Source organism: Devosia sp. P2_G7, assembly GCF_056403495.1.
Genome location: NZ_JBFUFI010000003.1, coordinates 92,539 through 111,786, shown reverse-complemented (window position 1 = coordinate 111,786; position 19,248 = coordinate 92,539). Strand labels below are relative to the sequence as shown.

The 19,248-nt window shown below is 65.3% G+C and carries 19 protein-coding genes; 8 read left to right on the top strand and 11 right to left on the bottom strand.

Annotated elements, in window-relative coordinates; genetic code table 11:
* Positions 1–103 precede the first annotated feature (103 nt).
* Together AC1DWU_RS06585 and aspS are read right to left on the bottom strand one after the other, a co-directional pair.
* Positions 104–1,693: an EAL domain-containing protein gene (locus AC1DWU_RS06585; protein WP_477149184.1), complete on the bottom strand. Its 1,590-nt coding sequence runs from the start codon at positions 1,691–1,693 to the stop codon at positions 104–106.
* 153 nt (positions 1,694–1,846) lie between these two features.
* Entirely contained in the window at positions 1,847–3,619 is a 1,773-nt protein-coding gene (gene aspS, locus AC1DWU_RS06580) for an aspartate--tRNA ligase (protein ID WP_477149410.1), read from the bottom strand.
* 177 nt (positions 3,620–3,796) lie between these two features.
* On the opposite strand from aspS, the gene rnd reads away from it, so the two are divergent.
* Positions 3,797–4,960 (top strand): ribonuclease D, encoded by a 1,164-nt coding sequence (gene rnd / locus AC1DWU_RS06575; protein WP_477149183.1) that lies wholly within the window; start codon positions 3,797–3,799, stop codon positions 4,958–4,960.
* A gap of 10 nt (positions 4,961–4,970) precedes the next feature.
* Here the strand turns inward: rnd and AC1DWU_RS06570 are convergent, their stop codons facing one another.
* The 4 genes from AC1DWU_RS06570 to AC1DWU_RS06555 are packed head-to-tail and all read right to left on the bottom strand — an operon-like array spanning position 4,971 to position 10,597.
* Positions 4,971–6,509, bottom strand: coding sequence for a Ppx/GppA phosphatase family protein (locus AC1DWU_RS06570; protein WP_477149182.1), 1,539 nt, complete (start codon positions 6,507–6,509; stop codon positions 4,971–4,973).
* Positions 6,506–8,671: an RNA degradosome polyphosphate kinase gene (locus tag AC1DWU_RS06565; RefSeq protein WP_477149181.1), complete on the bottom strand. Its 2,166-nt coding sequence runs from the start codon at positions 8,669–8,671 to the stop codon at positions 6,506–6,508. The genes AC1DWU_RS06570 and AC1DWU_RS06565 overlap by 4 nt, the downstream gene beginning before the upstream one ends.
* A 1-nt stretch (position 8,672) precedes the next feature.
* A complete protein-coding gene (locus tag AC1DWU_RS06560; protein ID WP_477149180.1) occupies positions 8,673–9,413 on the bottom strand; it encodes a P-loop NTPase family protein in 741 nt (246 codons plus the stop codon).
* Positions 9,410–10,597 (bottom strand): AI-2E family transporter, encoded by a 1,188-nt coding sequence (locus AC1DWU_RS06555; RefSeq protein ID WP_477149179.1) that lies wholly within the window; start codon positions 10,595–10,597, stop codon positions 9,410–9,412. The genes AC1DWU_RS06560 and AC1DWU_RS06555 overlap by 4 nt, the downstream gene beginning before the upstream one ends.
* Positions 10,598–10,630: 33 nt before the next feature.
* Here AC1DWU_RS06555 and purM point away from each other — a divergent pair, with 33 nt between their 5' ends.
* Genes purM through AC1DWU_RS06535 form a run of 4 tightly spaced genes read left to right on the top strand, consistent with a single transcriptional unit; the run spans position 10,631 to position 13,294 of the window.
* Positions 10,631–11,707: a phosphoribosylformylglycinamidine cyclo-ligase gene (purM, locus tag AC1DWU_RS06550; protein WP_477149178.1), complete on the top strand. Its 1,077-nt coding sequence runs from the start codon at positions 10,631–10,633 to the stop codon at positions 11,705–11,707.
* A 2-nt stretch (positions 11,708–11,709) separates the two neighbouring features.
* Complete coding sequence (locus AC1DWU_RS06545; RefSeq protein WP_477149177.1) at positions 11,710–12,192, top strand: P-loop nucleotide/nucleoside kinase family protein; 483 nt, start codon at positions 11,710–11,712, stop codon at positions 12,190–12,192.
* Positions 12,185–12,784 carry a phosphoribosylglycinamide formyltransferase gene (gene purN / locus AC1DWU_RS06540; RefSeq protein ID WP_477149176.1) on the top strand — a complete coding sequence of 200 codons (600 nt, stop codon included), beginning with the start codon at positions 12,185–12,187 and terminating at the stop codon, positions 12,782–12,784. Before AC1DWU_RS06545 ends, purN begins: the two co-directional genes overlap by 8 nt.
* Before the next feature lie 3 nt (positions 12,785–12,787).
* The gene (locus AC1DWU_RS06535) at positions 12,788–13,294 is read left to right on the top strand and encodes a P-loop nucleotide/nucleoside kinase family protein (RefSeq protein WP_477149175.1); all 507 of its coding nucleotides are present in this window, start codon (positions 12,788–12,790) and stop codon (positions 13,292–13,294) included.
* On the opposite strand, the gene AC1DWU_RS06530 is transcribed toward AC1DWU_RS06535, so the two are convergent.
* Entirely contained in the window at positions 13,291–14,256 is a 966-nt protein-coding gene (locus tag AC1DWU_RS06530; RefSeq protein ID WP_477149174.1) for a bifunctional helix-turn-helix transcriptional regulator/GNAT family N-acetyltransferase, read from the bottom strand. The genes AC1DWU_RS06535 and AC1DWU_RS06530 overlap by 4 nt on opposite strands.
* 158 nt (positions 14,257–14,414) lie before the next feature.
* Here AC1DWU_RS06530 and AC1DWU_RS06525 point away from each other — a divergent pair, with 158 nt between their 5' ends.
* The 3 genes from AC1DWU_RS06525 to AC1DWU_RS06515 all read left to right on the top strand — a co-directional run bounded on the left by AC1DWU_RS06525 (position 14,415) and on the right by AC1DWU_RS06515 (position 16,399).
* The gene (locus AC1DWU_RS06525) at positions 14,415–14,801 is read left to right on the top strand and encodes a tautomerase family protein (protein ID WP_477149173.1); all 387 of its coding nucleotides are present in this window, start codon (positions 14,415–14,417) and stop codon (positions 14,799–14,801) included.
* Positions 14,802–14,822: 21 nt separating this feature from the next.
* Positions 14,823–15,713 (top strand): DMT family transporter, encoded by an 891-nt coding sequence (locus AC1DWU_RS06520; RefSeq protein ID WP_477149172.1) that lies wholly within the window; start codon positions 14,823–14,825, stop codon positions 15,711–15,713.
* Between the two features lie 101 nt (positions 15,714–15,814).
* Positions 15,815–16,399, top strand: a complete 585-nt coding sequence (locus AC1DWU_RS06515) for a carboxymuconolactone decarboxylase family protein (RefSeq protein ID WP_477149171.1) — start codon at positions 15,815–15,817, stop codon at positions 16,397–16,399.
* On the opposite strand, the gene AC1DWU_RS06510 is transcribed toward AC1DWU_RS06515, so the two are convergent.
* From AC1DWU_RS06510 to AC1DWU_RS06495, 4 genes are all read right to left on the bottom strand, one after another.
* Positions 16,400–16,885 (bottom strand): VOC family protein, encoded by a 486-nt coding sequence (locus AC1DWU_RS06510; protein WP_477149170.1) that lies wholly within the window; start codon positions 16,883–16,885, stop codon positions 16,400–16,402.
* Between the two features lie 78 nt (positions 16,886–16,963).
* Positions 16,964–17,257 (bottom strand): DUF1330 domain-containing protein, encoded by a 294-nt coding sequence (locus AC1DWU_RS06505; protein WP_477149169.1) that lies wholly within the window; start codon positions 17,255–17,257, stop codon positions 16,964–16,966.
* Between the two features lie 9 nt (positions 17,258–17,266).
* Positions 17,267–18,769 (bottom strand): Asp-tRNA(Asn)/Glu-tRNA(Gln) amidotransferase subunit GatB, encoded by a 1,503-nt coding sequence (gene gatB, locus AC1DWU_RS06500; protein WP_477149168.1) that lies wholly within the window; start codon positions 18,767–18,769, stop codon positions 17,267–17,269.
* Complete coding sequence (locus AC1DWU_RS06495) at positions 18,766–19,245, bottom strand: N-acetyltransferase family protein (RefSeq protein ID WP_477149409.1); 480 nt, start codon at positions 19,243–19,245, stop codon at positions 18,766–18,768. The genes gatB and AC1DWU_RS06495 overlap by 4 nt, the downstream gene beginning before the upstream one ends.
* Positions 19,246–19,248 lie beyond the last annotated feature (3 nt).

Below are 19,248 nucleotides of genomic sequence, written 5' to 3'. Positions count from 1 at the left end.
AGTGCCACTAATCGAGGGCGATGAAAAGGCGGTGCGCAGAGGAAACTGTCGGGGGTGTTTCCCTGGCTGCTGGCTGTGGGGGCGGCTCGCACCGGCTCTTCGGCTACGCCGCGCTCACCTGCGCCAGCCCCGGCAACGCCACCGGTGCATTCAGCGCCCGCGCCAGATCACGGAACGCGCCGGCCTTCAGCGCCGGCGCAAACAGGTACCCCTGCGCATGCACCACGCCGCGCGCCCGCAGGTAGAGCGCCTGCGCTTCCGTCTCGACACCCTCGGCGACAATCTCGGTGCCAAGGTCGCGCGCCATCGAGATAAGGCCGTCCAGCACCGGCACGGCCGGCCCGTCCGCCTTGATCATGTCGACGAATACCCGGTCGATCTTCACCACGTCGACGCCCAGCGTCTGCAGGTAGGCGAGGTTGGAGTGCCCGGTGCCGGCATCGTCCATCGCCAGCCGGCAGCCCAGCGCGTGCAGCCCGGCGATGACGCTCTGCGCCTGGGCCATCTTCTCGAGCGGCTTGCGCTCGGTGATTTCGAACACCAGCTGGCGGAAATTGATCGAAGAGTTGGCAAAGATCGTATGCACGTCGTCGACGACATTGCCGTCGCGGAAGTGCCCCTCGAAGAGGTTGATCGAGATCTTGATGTCCGGCATGTCGCGACAGATGCCGCCAAGATCGGCCTTCACCTGCTGCATCAGGCTCACCGTCATCGGCAGGGCCAGGCCGGTGAGTTCGGCATATTCGATAAAGGCCCCAGGCGGCACCACCTCGCCGTTCTTCTTCTCCCACCGGCACAGCACCTCGCACCCGGCCAGCGCGCCGGTCCTGAGGTTGATCACCGGCTGGTAGTAGGGCTTCAACTCGCCCGCCGCGATCGCCCGCTCAAGGTCGAAGGCGGGCAGGTCTGAGCGCCGCACATATTGCAGCGCGAGGATCAGGAACGCCCCGCACATCAGCGCCGCCACCACCGTGAAGCTGGCGTCGAGATCGCCGTAGTCGGCCCGCACCATGGCGAACGGGACTGCGGCCGTCACGCGGATCGGCAACTCACCGGCAAAGCTCTCGGCTGTGACGAACTCGATCTCGCCCCGGCTGTCGTAGGCCTTGGGGTCGCCGACGGTCACGATCTCGGCCCCGTCGGTCAGCGAGACACGGACCATCGACGTGGGCTTCAGTCCGTTCAGCAGGCTGTCCGGCTCCGCCGCGAGGATCGGCGCGAACGCCGAGACGCGGCGCGCCGTCCCGAAGGCTTGGGTGATCTTCAGCACGGGCATCCGCAGGTCAGCATACTTCGCCACCTCGATGGTCTCGGTCTGGTTGGGCACCGACAGCGGCCGGGACAGCGGCGAGTACTTCACGTCCTTGCCGAGCGCGTCGCAGTACTGGACGCCGTCCGCGTTCTCGACCAGCACCTGCTTGAGATACAGGCTCTGCTCCATCTGCCGGTGCACATTGGCGATGAAGCTCGGCGTGCAGAGCGATGGGCTTTCCGCGAGGATGCGGCGCAGCGAGGCGATGGTGTCGTAGGCGGTCGCCTGTACCCTCCCCGCCACTGCGTCGACCGATTGCTGCAGCAGCGCCCGCTCGCGCACCCGCACGTAGGAATCGAGCACGAAATCCACCGCCATGACCGGCAGAAACGCAGCAATGGCCGCGAGCAGCATCAGCGCATGGGAATACTTGGACTTCACCGAGCGAATCCGCCCCCGACGGAGATAGGCAACAAATGCCTAGCGGGCGGACTTTAAGAGAGTGTTAACGCTGATGGCGTCGGCGTGCCGGAATGGGACGCAAACGAAAAGGGCGCCCGAAGGCGCCCTTTGAAATACCCAATTCGCCGCCGGCTACTTCGCGTCCGCGATCACCCGCACGTGCAGCTCGCGCAGCTGCTTGGGCTCCGCCGGGCTCGGGGCGCCCATCAGCAGGTCTTCGGCCTGCTGGTTCATCGGGAACAGCGTGATCTCGCGCAGGTTCTGGGCGCCGCAGATCAGCATGACGATGCGGTCGATGCCGAACGCCGCGCCACCATGCGGCGGGGCGCCGTACTGGAAGGCGCGGTAGAGGCCGCCGAACTGCTCCTCGACCTCGGCGCGCGACTTGCCGGTCAGCTCGAACGCCTTGACCATGGTCTCGGGCAGCTGGTTACGGATCGAGCCGGACGCGATCTCGAAGCCGTTGCACACCGCGTCGTACTGGTATGCCTTGATGGTCAGCGGGTCCTGCGAGTTCAGCGCCTCGATCCCGCCCTGCGGCATCGAGAAGGGGTTATGCGCGAAGTCGACGCGCTTTTCTTCCTCGCTCCACTCGTAGAACGGGAAGTCGACGATCCAGCACAGCTTGAACTGGTCGAGCTGCGTCAGGTTGAGATCGAGACCGACCTTCACCCGCGCCTCGCCGGCGAACTTGTACATCTTGTCCGGCCGGCCAAGCACGAAGAACACGGCGTCGCCGTCGGCGAGACCGAGCTGGGTGCGGATCGCCGCCGTGCGCTCTTCGCCGATGTTCTTGGCCACAGGGCCCGAGCCCGCGCCGTCCTTGAAGAAGATGTAGCCGAGGCCCGGCTGGCCCTGCGACTGCGCCCAGGCGTTCATACGATCGCAGAAGGCGCGGCTGCCGCCGGTCTTGGCCGGAATGGCCCAGACCTCGACCTTGTCATCGCTGGCGATCTGGTTGGCGAACACGCCGAAGCCCGAGCCGCGGAAGTGCTCGGTGACTTCCTGCATCTCGATCGGGTTGCGCAGGTCCGGCTTGTCCGAGCCGTACGTCCGCACCGCCGTGTCATACGGGATGCGCGGCCATTCCTTGGTCACGGGCTTCCCGTCGGCGAACTCCTCGAACAGCCCGGTGATGACAGGCTGCATGGTGTCCCAGATCTCTTCCTGGGTGACGAAGCTCATCTCGAGGTCGAGCTGGTAGAACTCGCCCGGCAGACGGTCGGCGCGCGGGTCTTCGTCGCGGAAGCACGGCGCGATCTGGAAATAGCGATCGAACCCGGCCACCATCAGCAGCTGCTTATATTGCTGCGGCGCCTGCGGCAGGGCGAAGAACTTGCCCGGATGGATGCGGCTCGGCACCAGGAAGTCGCGCGCCCCTTCCGGCGACGACGCGGTGAGGATCGGGGTCGAGTATTCGGCAAAGCCGATATCGCCCATGCGTCGGCGCATCGACGAGATCACCTTGGTGCGCTTGACGATGTTGGCGTGCAACGTTTCGCGGCGCAGGTCGAGGAAGCGGTACTTGAGCCGGATGTCTTCGGGATAGTCCGGCTCGGCGAACACCGGCAGCGGCAGCTCGGTCGCCTCGCCCAGCACTTCGAGCTCGCGGATGAACACTTCGACCTGGCCAGTCGGCTGCTTGCCGTTCACCGTCTCGGGCGTGCGCTGCTTCACTTCGCCATCGACGCGGATCACCCATTCCGAGCGTACGCGCTCGGCGTCCTTGAACGCAGGCGAATCCGGATCCACGACCAGCTGGGTCAGGCCGTAATGGTCGCGCAGGTCGATGAACAGCAGCCCACCGTGGTCGCGGACGCGATGCACCCAGCCCGAAAGCCGCACATTATTGCCCACGTCACCCTGACGAAGGGCGGCGCAGGTATGGGTGCGATAGCGGTGCATTTCACTCATCTCTTGTCTCTGAGGCAGGCGGATTTCGGGGCCGGACAAGCGCACGCGAGGGCGCAATTGTCAAGTTGAGGGCCACCGCTGGCAACCAAGCTGTGATTCGACGCTGGCAGGTGCTGGATTCGCCTGTTATGCAAGGGCTCTAGTCTTGCTGCCCTTGAAAGAGTCTTGATGGAGCTCATTACTTCGACCGACGTGCTCGCTGCCTTTTCAAAGCGCGCCGCCGGTTATGATTTCGTGACGGTCGATACCGAGTTCCTGCGCGAAACAACCTACTGGCCGAAGCTTTGCCTCTTGCAGGCGGCAACTCTCGACGAAGCGGTCCTGATCGACCCGCTCGCCCCCGGCCTCGATTTGTCGCCGTTCTTCAAGCTCCTCGCCAACGACAAGGTCCGCAAGGTCTTCCATGCGGCGCGCCAGGATATCGAAATCTTCGTCAAGCTGACCGGCAAGGTTCCGGTCAACATTTTCGACACCCAGGTCGCGGCCTCGGTCTGCGGTTTCGGCGACAGCGTCAGCTATGACAATCTCGTCCGCTCGATAACCAAGGTCGAACTCGACAAGTCCTCGCGCTTCACCGATTGGTCGGCCCGGCCGCTCACCGAGAAGCAGAAAACCTACGCCCTCGCCGACGTGACCCACCTCCGCGATGTCTACGCCGCGCTGGTCAAGCAGGTCGACGACACCGGCCGCTGGGACTGGGTTGAGGACGAGCTCGCGGTGCTCGAATCCATCCACACCTACGTGGTGCAGCCCGAGCACGCCTGGGAGCGGCTCAAGGCGCGCCTCACCAAGCCGCGCGACGTCGCGGCCCTCAAGGCGCTCGCTGCCTGGCGCGAGCAGCGCGCCCAGGACACCGACCAGCCGCGCAGCCGCATCCTCAAGGATGACGCGCTGATCGAACTGGCCATGCAGCGCCCGCTCAACCCCGAGAGCTTCGACAAGCTGCGCGCCGTCCAGCGCGGCTACGGCCGCTCGTCCGCCGCCGGCGAGATCGTCTCGATCCTCAAGGACGTCGAGGCCCTCAACAAGACCGACCTTCCCAAGCTGCCGGACCGCTACCGCGGCCCCTCGCCCAAGGGCGCCGTCGGCGACCTGCTGCGCGTGCTGCTGAAGTCCGTCGCCGAAGACAACGGTGTCGCCTCCCGCATCATCGCCACCTCGGACGACATCGACGCCCTGGTGCTCGACGACGACGCAGATGTGGCGGCGCTCAAAGGCTGGCGCCGCAAGCTGTTCGGCGACAAGGCGCTGGCCATCAAGCACGGAAAACTCGGGCTCGCCGCGAGCAAGCAGGGCGTGATCGAGATCGAGATCCTGGACGACGAGGAGTAGGGCTCAGGCCCTACCCCGCCACCACATCCGTCAACTTGATGCCCACCACGCCCGCCAGCTGATCCAGCCGGCCGCGCAGGTGCTCGCCGTCGAGGAACGCCAGATCCGTCGGCAGGTGCAGTCTCAGGATGCCCTTGTCGACCGAGAAGCTGACACGCGGCAGCACGCCCGGCATCGCCGCCGACATCGGGTAGGCGACGCGGAACGCCGCGCCCAGCAGCCGCGCCCGGGCGCTCATCCCCGCTCCGGAAAGCGCCAGCAGGCTCTGGCTCATCGATTTCTGCTTCAGGCCCATGTAGCGCACCGCCAGCACCTCGGCGAGGAACGCCCGGCCCGGGTGGTCGACGCCGGTAGCCGAGCCGTAGGCGACCATGTCGACCGCCTGCTCACCGCGATAGTCCGGATGCCCGCGCCAGCCGATATCGGCAAGGTAGCAGGCAACCTTGCGTAGCCGCAGCTCTTCCTCGGTCTCGGTGATCCCCACCGTGGTCAGAAACTCCGCGGTGAACTCGATCAGATCCTCGGCATGCGCCGGCGAGCGCGAACGCAGCACGCTCATCTGCTCGGCGGTCTGCATAAGCGGGTCCACCGATCGCTCGGCGTCGCCGAGCAGGCCGTAGAGATAGCCCTCGCGGACGCCCAGCGCCGAGAACACCACGGTGTCGAACTTGCCGGCCTTCAGCACCTCGATCATCACCGCGGCGCCGTATGGCACCAGCTCGCGCCGGCTGGAGCTGACATGCTCGGAGCCCGTGTAGGGCTTGCCCGCCGCCGTCGCCGCAACGATCTGCTCGCACAGCTCGAGCATGTCTGCCGCCGCGACCTCGTAGTGCTGCACCATGTGGAGCGGATAGTCGCGCAGCACCTGATGCACCTTGGCGAGCGACCGCCAGGTACCGCCGATGGCGCAGAAACTGCCGCCCCTCGCCGTCAACAGCGCCGATTTCTTCAGCCGGCGCTTGGCCACGGCCTGCGCCTTTGCCGGCGAGTTCTCCGAATCGTCCTGCAGCCGGATGACGCCGAGCTCATGGGTCTCGCCGGTCGAATCGGTCCCGTCGGCGATCGAGGACAGCTCGAGGCTGCCGCCGCCGAGATCGCCGACCACGCCGACGAATCCGGGCATGCCCGAGATCGCGCCCAGCGCCGCGAAATGCGCCTCCTCGGCGCCGGACAGTACCATCACCTTGGCGCCCATGATCTCCTCGACCGCGTCGACGAAGGCCTTGGAATTGGAGGCCTCGCGCACAGCGGACGTCGCGAGAATATGCGTCGTGCCCACCCGCATCAGCCGCGACACCAGCGCAAAGCGCTGGATCGCCGTCAGCGCCCGGTCGATGTTCTCGTAGGCAATCTTGCCGGTTTGCGCCAAGCCACGGCCGAGCGCACAGGCAGTCTTCTCGTTGTAGAGCGGGGTCAGCGAGCGGGCATGCCGTTCGTAGACCACGAGACGAACCGAGTTGGACCCGATATCGAGCACGGCAACAGGACGTGCGCCCTTGAGGCGGCCCTGCGCGGTGGGGTCGGCGTCGACGCCCCAGTATTGGTTCACTGGCTTCTCTCTTCGTTGTCGCGCTTCAGAGCCGTGCCGCGTCCGGAGAGGCTCGCGTGCGTCATGAAGTAGTCGTGCGCATTGTAGGGCTCCTCGCCCTCCCTGGGCTTTATCCTATCGGAACTGCCGTCGGGAAGCACCTCCCAGCTCTGCTGGTTGTCCTTCAAATACGCAACCATGGTGCGATCGAGAATCTGCTCGTGCACCGTGGTGTTGAGAATCGGCACCATCACCTCGACGCGCCAATCGAGGTTGCGCAGCATGATGTCAGCCGAGCTCATGTAGACCTTGGCCTTGCGCGAAGGCAGCAGCGCCCCTTGCCCGAAGCAGAAGATGCGGCTGTGCTCGAGGAAGCGCCCGACCAGCGACTTCACCCGGATATTATCCGAGAAGCCCGGGATACCTGGCCTCAGGCAGCAGATGCCGCGCACGATCAGCTCGATCTTCACGCCCTTGCGGCTGGCGTCGTAGAGGGCGTCAATGATCTCCGGGTCGACCAGGGCATTCATCTTCAGCCAGATATTGGCCGGCTCGTTCCGTTCGGCGAACTCGATCTCGCGGGCGATGTGATCGAGCAGCGTCTGCCGCAGCGTCACTGGCGAAAACGCAATCGCCTCCATCTCCGCGGGCCGTGCATAACCCGTGATGAAGTTGAACACCCGTGCCACGTCGCGGGTGATCGACGGCTCGGTCGTGAAGTAACTGAGGTCGGTGTAGATCTTGGCGGTGATCGGATGGTAATTGCCGGTCCCGAGGTGGCAATAGCTCACCAGTTTCCCACCCTCGCGCCGCACCACCTGGCTCATCTTGGCGTGTGTCTTCAGCTCGATGAAGCCGAACACCACCTGTGCGCCGGCGCGCTCAAGGTCCCGGGCCCAGCGGATGTTGGCCTCCTCATCGAAGCGCGCCTTCAGTTCCACCAGCGCCGTCACGGTCTTGCCCGCTTCGGCGGCCTGCACCAGCGCCTTGACGATCGGGCTGTCGCGCGACGTGCGATAGAGCGTCTGCTTGATCGCCACCACGTCCGGATCGCGCGCTGCCTGCATCAGGAACTGCGCCACCACGTCGAAGCTCTCGAACGGATGGTGGACCAACAGGTCCTTGGCCCGGATGGCGGCGAAGATGTCGCCATTGAAATCGCGGACGCGCTCCGGGAAACGCGGCTGGTAGGGCGGGAACCGCAGGTCCGCCCGGTCGATGTCGCAGATCTTCGATGCGTCGGCGAGCCCCAGAAAGCCTTCGACCTCGAAGGTGTCGGTCGGCCCGACGCCAAGCCGCTCGGAGATGTGGCGGCGCAGCGCCCGCGGCATCTTCTTTTCGATCTCGAGGCGGATCACCATGCCGCGGCGGCGCTGCCGCAGCGCGGATTCGAACTCCACCACCAGGTCGGCCGCTTCGTCGTCGATTTCGATTTCGCTGTCGCGGATGATGCGGAAGGCGCCCGAACCCGACACGGTGTAGCCCGGAAACATCTTGTCGATGAACCGGTTGATCAGGGTGTCGATGGTCACCACCTCGACCCGGTTCGGCGCCGCCAGCTCGTTCGGCAGCGTCACGAAGCGGTCGAGATTGGACGGCACGCGCACCAGCGCGGTCAGCGTCTGGGCCGTTCCCTCGCGCACCATCTCGAAAGCCAGCGTGAAGCCCAGATTGGGGATGAACGGGAACGGGTGCGCCGGATCGACCGCGATCGGGGTCAGCACCGGAAAGATCTCTTCGCGGAACAGCTTTTGCAGGTACTTCACCTGCTCCGGCGTCAGATCGTCGGCCTCATGGATCACCACGTCCTTGGCGAACAGCTCTTCGCGCAGCTGCTGCCAATGGTCCTGCTGCTCGAGATGCAGGTGCTGGGCCAGCGTCGCGATCTCTTCGAGCTGCTCGGCGGGGCTCAGCCCGTCCGCGCTCTGCTTGGTCAGCCCGGCGCGCAGCTGGCCCTTCAGCCCGGCGACGCGCACCATGAAGAACTCGTCGAGGTTGTTGGCCGAGATCGACACGAACCGCAGCCGCTCGAGCAGCGGATGGTTGATGTTGCCCGCCTCCTCCAGCACCCGCATGTTGAACTGCAGCCAGCTGACCTCGCGGTTGACGAAGCGCGCCGGGCTCTGGCGCAGCTCGCTGACGTCCGGAGCCTCGCCAACCTGCTCTTCGGCGATTTCGCTCATTTCATTCATCGTCGTCGGCTCCGAGGTCTAGGGCCAGTTGAGTATCGTCGCGCAGCGCGCTGCGGTGCCTGAGCGCTTCGCTGGCAATGGCACGATTGATGGCGGTACCGCGCTCCAGCGCCATGCGATCCATCATCCCCGCAAGCGCAACCGCCTCTTCGGACGATCGTTCCATGCGAGCCACCAGGTAAGCAATGATCTTGGGCTCAACGGTCACCTGGCGGTCATCGAACAGCTTCACGAACATCTGTGACAATTGGATATCGTCGCTCAGTGACACAGTGAAATGCGCCGCGAGTCTGGCCCGCGATTTCAAATCATCGGTCGCGAACGGCCAGTTTGCAACCGACTCCCGCGCCGTCAGCAGCACCGGCCGCCGATCGCGCATCGATTGGTTGAGAAGGTGGAACAGCGCCGCCTCGTCATAGCCCGCCCGATCGGCATCCTCGACCACCAGTGGCTGCGTGCCGCCATCGCGCGACAACGCCTCGGCGGTTGGCGGCGTGGCGTGCTCGGCCCCTGCCCGCTCCGCCCAAATCCGTGCCAGATGCGATTTCCCGGAGCTCGCCGCGCCCTCGATCAACGTCAGTGGTCCGGGCCAACGTGGAAATGCCAGGATATGCGCATGCGCCAGCCGGTTGCCCTCGCCGACGATGAAGTCGGCCTCTGCATGCGATGCCTCGTGCCCCAGATCCAGCGCCAGCTGGCCGCGCCCCGGTTGAGCGGAATCAGCGATGATCATTTCTCCGCCGCAACGCGCGGCTTCCGTGCCGGTTTCGCCACCACCGCCTGCGCTTCTGCGGGAAGGTCGTCGGGTCCGAGATAGAGGCTCGATTGCTGATACTTGGTCAGCGCGAACCGCGTCAGCACCCCCGAGATGGCCGCAAGCGGCACCGCCAGCAGCAGGCCGACAAAGCCGAACAGCAGGGCAAAGGCGAACAGCGCGAACATCAGCCAGACCGGGTTGATGTTGATGCTCTGCCCGACCAGCTTGGGGTAGAGGATGTTGCCCTCGAGGAACTGCCCGACGATGTAGATCAGCAGCACGATCAGCACGAACACCCAGCGATCGGGCCAGAACTGCACCAGGGCCACCGTCATCGACAGGGCGAAGCCGACGAAGAACCCCACATAGGGCACGAAGCTCAGGATGCCGCCGATCAGCCCGATGGCCAGCCCGTAGTTCAGCCCCGCGAGCGTCAGCGACGTGGCGTAGTACACGCAGAGCACGAGGATCACCGAGCCCTGCCCGCGGATCACGCCGGCCATCGCCTTGTCGATATCGGCGATCACGCCACGGATTTCACCGCGATAACGGCGCGGCAGCAGGTCATCGACCTTCTTGACCATGCCCTCCCAGTCGACCAGCAGGTAGAACGCGACAACCGGGGTGATGAACAGCACGGCGATGGTGTTGATCACCGTCAGCCCGCTCTGCGCCAGCGTCGCGGTGATGATTCCAGCGAACTCGACGCCACGGCCGATGAGGTCGGTGAGGCTGTTTTCGAGTTGCGCCGTACGCTCCGGACCGAGCCATTCGGTGAACTGCGGCATGTATTGCCGCAGCAGGTCCTGCAAATCGGCAACATATCCAGGCAAGCCGGCGATGAGACCACCGACCTGCACCGCGACCAGCGGCACCAGGGCCAGCAGCAGCCCGAGCAGCAGGATCAGCACCAGCAGCAGTACCAGCATGGAGCCCCACGAACGGCCAATCCCCAGCTTCTGCAACCAGTTAACCACCGGATTGAGCAGGTAGGCGAGCGTCAGTCCCACGACGAACGGCAGGAGGATCGACCGGAAGACCCAGAGCAGCAGGATGGCCGCAAGAAACAGCCCCGCCCAGATCACGACCTGATATCTTAGGCTCAACGTCCCGGGCGTCTCTTGCTTCACCGAGGTGGAGCGGTTATCAGCGCTCGGCAATTCCGCAACCCCTGAAAATCTGGCGAACAGCCCATGTCCGACGCGCAAAACGTGCCATCAAACGGGCTCTCGTACAAGCAGGCCGGCGTCGACATAGACGCGGGCAACGCGCTTGTCGAGGCCATCAAGCCCGCCGTCCGGTCCACCCGCCGCTCCGGCGCCGACGCGGAAATCGGCGGCTTCGGCGGCCTGTTCGATCTTAAGGCCGCCGGCTTCGTCGACCCGATCCTCGTCGCCGCCAATGACGGCGTGGGCACCAAGCTGAAGATTGCCATCGAGACCGGCAATAACGGCACCATCGGCATCGACCTCGTCGCGATGTGCGTCAACGACATTATCGTGCAGGGCGCCGAGCCCTTGTTCTTCCTCGACTATTTCGCCACCGGTAAGCTCGACGTCGCCACCGGCGCCGCGATCGTCGAAGGCATCGCCGAGGGCTGCCGCATTGCCGGATGCGCGCTGATCGGCGGCGAAACCGCCGAAATGCCGGGCATGTACCATGGCAAGGACTACGACCTCGCCGGCTTCGCCGTCGGCGCCGCCGAGCGCGGCACACTGCTGCCACGTGAAGATGTCGAGGCCGGCGACGTGCTCGTCGCCATCGCGTCCTCGGGCGTCCATTCCAACGGCTATTCGCTGGTTAGGAAGATCGTCGAAGTCTCAGGCATCGACTGGTACCTGCCGGCCCCGTTCGAGCCCGGCAAGTCCCTCAGCGACGCGCTGCTGGTCCCGACCCGCATCTACGTCAAGCCGCTGCTCTCGGCGCTGAAGGCCGGCATCGGCATCAAGGCCCTCGCCCACATCACTGGCGGCGGCTTCATCGACAACATCCCGCGCGTCCTGCCCGACAGCCTGTCGGCCCATATCGAGCTGAACCGGATCACCGTACCCAAGGTGTTCGGCTGGCTGGCCCGGGTCGGCGGCATGAACGAGCGCGAGATGCTCCGCACTTTCAACTGCGGCGTCGGCATGCTCTGCGCCGTCTCGAAGGATGACGCGAGTAAACTCGTCGAACATCTTGCTGCAGCTGGCGAAACCGCCGCAATCGTCGGTGAACTCCGCCCCCGCACTGGCGAACCCGTGACATTCGAAGGCGCACTGGCCCTCTAGAAATGGCCGGTCCGCGCGGTCGCCTCATCATCATCTGCGGCCTGCCCGGATCGGGCAAGACTACGCTTGCGACCGAGCTGGCCGAGCGACATCACGGCGTCCGCTATTCGCCCGACGACTGGATGGATGCCCTCGGCATCAACCTGTGGGATGAGCAGAAGCGTGCCGGCATCGAGACGCTGCAGTGGCAGGCGGCACAGAGTCTGCTCGCCCTTGGCGGCACCGCCGTTATCGAGTGGGGCACTTGGGCCCGTTCCGAACGCGATGCCCTGCGCGAGGGTGCGCGTGCCCTCGGTGCCGCGGTGGAACTCATCCATATGGATGCCCCAATCGACGTGTTGCTCGGCCGCGTCACCCAGCGCGGCAGGGAATCGCCGCCGATCGGCCGCGCCATGCTAGAAGATGCCGCGGCGGCGTTCGAAGTGTCGACGCCGGACGAACTCGCCCTCTACGATCCCCCAGCAAAGGCCATGCCTCGTGACTGAACCCAAGAAGCGCGTCGCCATCCTCATCTCCGGCCGCGGTTCCAACATGTCCGCGCTGATCGAGGCCGCCAAGGCGCCGGACTACCCGGCGCAGATCGTCGGCGTGTTCGCCAACAAGCCCGATGCAGCAGGCCTGCAGTCCGCCGCCAGCCACGGCATCGCCACCGCCTGGCGCTGGCACAAGGACTATCCCAGCCGCACCGGGTTCGAGCTGGCGCTGAGCGACGTGCTGAAGCTCTGGCGCCCCGACATCATCGCGCTCGCGGGCTTCATGCGTATCTTCACGCCCGAGTTCACCGCCAAGTGGGAAGGCCGGATGATCAACGTCCATCCCTCGCTCCTGCCGCTGCACAAGGGCCTCCACCCCCAGCAGCAGGCGCTCGATGCCGGCGACAGCGAGAGCGGCTGCACCGTGCATTTCGTTACCCCCGGCATGGACGAGGGCCCGGCCATCCTGCAGCGCCGCGTGCCGATCCTGCCCGGCGACACCGAGGAGACGCTGGGTGCCCGCATCCTCGTCGAAGAGCACCGTGCCTATCCCGAAGCACTCGCCATGCTGGCGCGCGGCGAAGCCCTCTACCGGCCGGGCTGAGCCATGCTGATCGCGCTCAGCGGCCTCCCCGGCAGCGGCAAGTCGACGATCGCCAAACTGGTCGCGGCCCGCCTTCGCGCGGCCTATCTGCGCATCGACAGCATCGAACAGGCGCTGATCCGGGCCGGGGCGGCCTCACCCGTCGGCGTCGAGGGCTACGCGGTCGCTTTCGCAATAGCCGAAGATACGCTGCGCGCCGGTACCGCCGTGGTTGCAGACGCGGTCAACGCCGCCGCCATCAGCCGAGACGCGTGGCACGAGCTCGGCGGACGGCTCGCGGTCCGCACTCTACTGGTTGGCGTCCATTGCTCCGACCCGGTCGAACACCGCCGGCGCGTCGAAACCCGCGCCGCCGAGATCGCGGGCCACGCGCTGCCGACCTGGGCCGAGGTAGAGGCCATCACATTCGAGCCATTCCCGTCGGGGACCCTGGTCGTCGACACGTCGCACGAGCCTCCCCCCGATGCGGTCGACCGCATCATCGCCCGCCTCGCTCCGTCGGCCCCTTAGGCCGCCTTCGTCGCCGAGTGGCCGCGCCAGATCATGTAGACATTGGCTCGGTCATAGGGCGAGCCCGCGCGGACCGCCGGCTGGTGCTCAAACCCGGTGCGTTCGTAGAGATGGATCGCTGATTCGAGCCGGGTATTGGTCTCGAGGAACAACTCCCGCCCGCCCAGCCGCTCGAACTCGGCGATCGCCGCCTCGATCAGCCGCCGGCCGATGCCGACGCCCTGCGCCGATGGGTCGACGCCCATCTTGGTGAGCTCGTATTCCCCCGGCGCGTGCTGCTTCAGCGCACAGGTCCCCACGACCGCGCCACCGAGCAGCGCGAACAGCACGGCGCCACCGTGCTCGACGATCGCCTCGGGGTTCGACATCACCTCGATATCGTAGGGTTCCAGCACGAAGTAGCGTTCGAGCCAGATGACGTTGAGCCGGTAGAAGTGCTCTCGCAACTCCGGTCGCAGCGGGACGATCCGGACGGCGTCCTGCTGATGCGCGCGCACCTTGGCCGCAATGATATCCGCCAAGCCCGGCGCCGCCACCTGCTCGAGCCCGGCGAGCAGCGCCTCCGCATCGAGCCCGGCGCCGCGAACGCGCTCTGCCAGGCCCTCGCGAATAGCCCGCCACAAGGGCTTTGCTGCCTGCAGGGTCGCCTCGGCCTTTGCGGTCAGCGCCAGCCGCCGCGTGCGCCTGTCGTCGGCATCGCTCGACGTACTGACCCAGCCATCGCGTACCAGCCGCGTCGTCAGCTGGCTGATCGCCGAATGCGTCTGCCCGACAGCCGTAGCGATCTCGCCCACAGTCAGCGGGCCGCGATCGTGCAGCAGCCGCAGGATCGGGAACCAGCGGCCCTGCAGCTCAATGCCGTGGCGCGCATAGATCTCGTCCGCCATCGCATAGAGCTGGTCGCTGATCGCCTTGAGTTGGCTGCCAAGGGAGAGCAGCCCCATGTCGCCGAGATAGGTCATCTTCGTTCCTCGAAGCAGAGATATGTAAGTACTAACATATCCTCGCGATGCGAGCCAGAGGCATCCGCCCATCACCAGAATCGATGGGTCCCATCGTCAAAATCGGTTCGACGCGACTCCTCTTGCGGGTTCATCTATGGCGGCTTGGAGAATTGCCCATGCCGTCCACACGCGTCGAAACCCGAGCCGGCTGGCTCGGCGGCCGCCACGCCGAGTTCATCGCCGCCATCCAGCGGGCGCTGGTCGAGGGCATCCGCATCCCGCAGCAGGATCGCGACATCCGCATCCTCGAATACTCAGGCGAAGCCTTCGCCCCGCCGCCCGGACGCGGCCCTCACTACACGATCATCGAGATCGCCATGTTTTCCGGGCGGTCGCTGGATGCCAAGCGCCGGCTCTATGCCAGTCTCGTCGCAGAGCTGGCCGCCTTCGACATCGCCCCGTCCGACCTCAAGGTCATCGTCCATGACGTGCCGCGCGAAAATTGGGGGCTGGGCGGCAAGGCTGCTAGTGACATAGAACTCGGCTTCAAGGTCGACGTCTGACCAACGGAACGGATCACCCCCATGAAACTGCAATACTGGCTGCTTATCATCCTGCTCGGCGCCGTCTGGGGCTGTTCGTTCCTGTTCAACGCCGTGCTGATCCGGGAGATCAGCCCGCTATGGGTCGCAGCGGGGCGCGTCACCATCGGCGCCGCAATTTGCTGGGTAGTCTTCTTCGCCACCCGCAAGAAGCTGCCCACCGATCCCAAGCTCTATGTGCAGTTTCTCATTCTCGGCATTCTCAACTACGCCATCCCGTTCGCGCTGTTCCCCTTCGCCGAGCAGACCGTCGCCAGCTCCATCGTCGGCGTCATCAACGGCATGACCCCAATGACCACGGTGATCGTTTCGCAGCTCTGGCCGGGCGGCGAGAAGGCGACCTGGAACAAGGTGGTGGGCGTTGCCATCGGCTTTGCCGGCGCGGTCATCCTGTCCCTGCCCTCGCTCGGCGTCGGCGCCTCGGCGCAGGTGATTGGCCTGCTCGCGGCGTTCGTTGCCACGCTCTGCTATGCCCTGACGCTCAACTATGCCCGGCGTTTCGCCAAGGTCGAACCTTATGCGGTCGCCTCGAGCTCGCTGACCGGCGCGGCGCTGGTGTCGATCCCCATCGCGCTGTTCTTCAGCGGCATCCCCGTGATCACCCTGCCCGAGACCTGGGCGGCGCTGTTCGGTATCTCGGTGTTCTCCACCAGCTTCAGCTTCCTCCTCGTCTACTGGCTGCTGCCCCGCGTCGGCGCCACCAACCTGTCGCTCAACACCTTCATCACCCCGATCTCGGCGATCCTGCTGGGCGTCTTGGTCCTGCACGAGCGCTTCGAGCTGGTGCATATCCTCGGCATCATCGTGATCTTCCTCGGCCTCGTATTCATCGATGGCCGCCTGGTGAAAGGCTGGCGCAAAGCGCCGGCCTGATCTCCTTCGTGCCTAACCGGTGATAGAACACTTCCGTTCAAGTCCGGTTCAGCTTGGCGACTTAGTGTCCTCAGTCATCATATGATCTGAGGAGGCCAGACGTGTTTATCGGAACGATCGACGAGAAGGATGCCACCGGCGAGATCGCCGAGATCTACCGGGATGAGGCCAAGGCGCTTGGCTTCGTCATGGAAGGCACCAAGTGCTGGACAGCGCTGCCGCACCTCTCCCCGATGGTCGAGCATCTGCTGCATGCCGCGCGCAACAACTTCTCGCTGGGCCTGGTGAGCTGGCGGCTGATCACCCTGATCGCAGCCAAGCAGATCCCGTCGACCTATTGCTCGCATGTCTATGCCAAGCTGCTGGTGAACGACCTGGGCTCGAAGGAGAAGGTGTTCGCCATCCAGCACGATTTCCGCAGCGCCGGCCTCGCGGCCAAGACCGTTGCGATGCTGGCTTACGCCGAGCAGGTTGCGCGGGACGCCAGCCTCATCACCGAGGAGGATGTCGAAAGGCTCCGCAAGCACGGCTTCACCGACCGGGAGATCGCCGACATAGCCTTCTGCGCCTCCTACCGCTGCTTCATGAGCCGATATTTCGATGCCGTCGGTGCGATGCCCGAATCCACCTGGCTCGATCCCGATCCGGCGTTCCGTGCCGCAATGACGGTGGGCAAGCCGACCTAGCTACCAGACGGGCCGCGATGCCGAGCCGCGGTCCTCCGGCTGCTGCTGATCGATGGCAGTGCGGCGTTCGCCATCCTCGATGATCACGTCCTCGCGCATGGCAAGCTGGGCGGTTGGCGTCGACACGTCGATCACCATGCCGTTGAGATCGCGAATCAGCCCACGCGTCTGGCCGTAGTCGAGCGCGATCGCCTCGGACACCACCTCGGCGCCCATGGCGCGCGCCCGGTCCAGCACCTCGAACACGTCGTCCACCTCGAAGGTCAGGTAGGTCCCCTCGTGCATGCCCCAGGCGTGGCGCGGGGTGAACTGGCTCATCTGGTCGATCAACCCGATCTGCACATTCGCCTGACCCTTCGGCGTGAGCACCACGAACCAGTCGCTGTCGTAGATCGTCTCGAGTCCGAACAGCTCCTTGTAGAACTTGGTACTGTCGGCGAGGTCCTTGCAGAGGACATTGAACAGGACACGGTTGAGCACGGACATCGCAGGCTCCTTTGACGGGGGTTTCTCGTCAACGATGCGGAGCGGGGGACGGTTCCGAAACCGGCGCCTATTCGTGCGTCAGCCGTCAAAACCCTCGACGATGGCAAAGTTGGCGGTGCTGGAGTTCAGCCGCGTCTTCATTGCCTCCTGGTATTCCGGCGAGTGGTATGCGCGGAACGCGTGGTCGTAGCTCGGAAACTCGACCACTACGACGCGAGGGCCGACCTGGCCCTCGACGACGCTCACCTGGCCGCCGCGGACGACGAAGCGGCCGTCATTGGCTGCCAGGAAGGGCCGGACGGAGGCCTGGTACTGCTTGTACGTCTCGGGGTCGCTGACCTCGATGTTGACGACCCAGTAGCCCTTGGCCATCGGCCCCTCCTACTCGAGCCCCAGCTTCTTCTTCAGGATCTCGTTCAGCGCCTGCGGGTTGGCCTTGCCGCCCGAGGCCTTCATGGCCTGGCCGACGAACCAGCCGAGCATGGTCGGCTTCGCCTGCACGGCAGCCACCTGGCCCGGGTTGGCTGCGATGATCTCGTCGATCACCGCCTCGATGGCGCCCAGGTCAGTCACCTGCTTCATGCCGCGCCGCTCGACGATCTCGGCCGGCTCGCCTTCGGGCTCCTCGGCGATGATCACCTGCAGCAGGTCCTTGGCGCCCTTGGACGAGATCGTCCCGGCCGCCACGAGGTCGACGATGCCGGCGATCTGGCTCGGCTTGATGTGCGTCTCGAACGCCGACAGCCCCTGGCTGTTGGCGAACGCTGCGATGTCGCCGGTAACGAGGTTGGCCACCGCCTTGCCGTCGCGCTTGGTCCCGCCGAACTTCACCGCGGCTTCGTAGTAGTCGGCCGTCTCGCGCTCCAGCGTCAGCACCATCGCGTCATACGGCGTCACGCCGTATTCCTTGATGAAGCGGGCTTCCTTGTCGTCCGGCAGCTCTGGCAGGTGCTTGGCCAGCTCGTCGATGAAAGCCTGGTCGAATTCCAGCGGCAGGAGGTCCGGATCGGGGAAGTAGCGATAATCGTGCGCCTCTTCCTTACTCCGCATCGAGCGCGTCTCGCCGGTCTTGGGGTCGTAGAGCCGCGTCTCCTGGTCGATCTTGCCGCCATCCTCGAGGATGTCGATCTGGCGACGCGCCTCGAACTCGATCGCCTGGCCGGCGAAGCGGATCGAATTGACGTTCTTGATCTCGCAGCGCGTGCCGAACTCGCCGCCGGGCTTGCGCACGGAGACGTTGATGTCGGCGCGCATCGAACCCTGCTCCATGTTGCCATCGCAGGTGCCGAGATAGCGGAGGATAGTGCGCAGCTTCGAGAGGTACGCCTTGGCCTCGTCCGAGTTCCGGAGGTCGGGCTTCGACACGATCTCCATCAGCGCCACGCCCGAGCGGTTCAGGTCGACGAAGCTCAGGTTCGGGTGCTGGTCGTGGATCGACTTGCCGGCATCCTGCTCGAGGTGCAGCCGCTCGATGCCGATCTCGATGTGCTCCTCGCCACCCATGTCGAGGAATACCGAGCCCTCACCGACGATCGGATCCTTGAACTGGCTGATCTGGTAGCCCTGCGGCAGGTCCGGATAGAAGTAATTCTTCCGATCGAAGATCGAGCGCTTGTTGATCTTGGCCTTGAGCCCCAGCCCGGTCCGCACCGCCTGGCGAACGCACTCGTCGTTGATCACCGGCAGCATGCCGGGCATCGCCGCGTCGACGAAGCTCACATTGGAGTTCGGCGGCGAGCCGAATTCGGTCGAGGAGCCGGAGAACAGCTTGCTCTCCGAGGTCACCTGCGCATGCACTTCCATGCCGATGACGATCTCCCAGTCCCCGGTGGCTCCCTTGATGAAGCTCTTGGGGTTGGGGGTGCGGGTATCGATGAGGGTCATGGGCTAAGGCTCTTGTTCATTCCAACTTTGTCTATGGCATAACCGAGCGAGGCGGAAAACTTCTCCCTGCGCCAGACGACAGCAAATCCGTGCCGCTGGTAGAAGCCGATCGCTCGCGCGTTGCTGGCCAGCGTCTCGAGCTCGGCCAATGGGTAGTGGGCGGCCCTGATCTCGGCGACCAGCGCTTCCAGCAGCAGACTGCCGACACCGCGCCCCTGCGCCTCAGGCGCAACCCAGAGGTCCGAGATCAGCTGGTTGCTATCCTCGCGTGCGCCCCAGCCGAGCGCCTGGCCGCCGGCTTCGGCAACGAGGATGGTCGGTGCATGACTGACCCCGAAGCCACGGAACTCCTCGCGCAACCGGTCGCGATCGACCCTGCCGGCGTCGCCCTCGGCAAAGGCGCTGGCCTCCCAGGCGGCAAAGCCAATGTCGCCAAGGATCACGGCCTCCTCCGGCCGGGCGCGCCGCACCGTCATGCT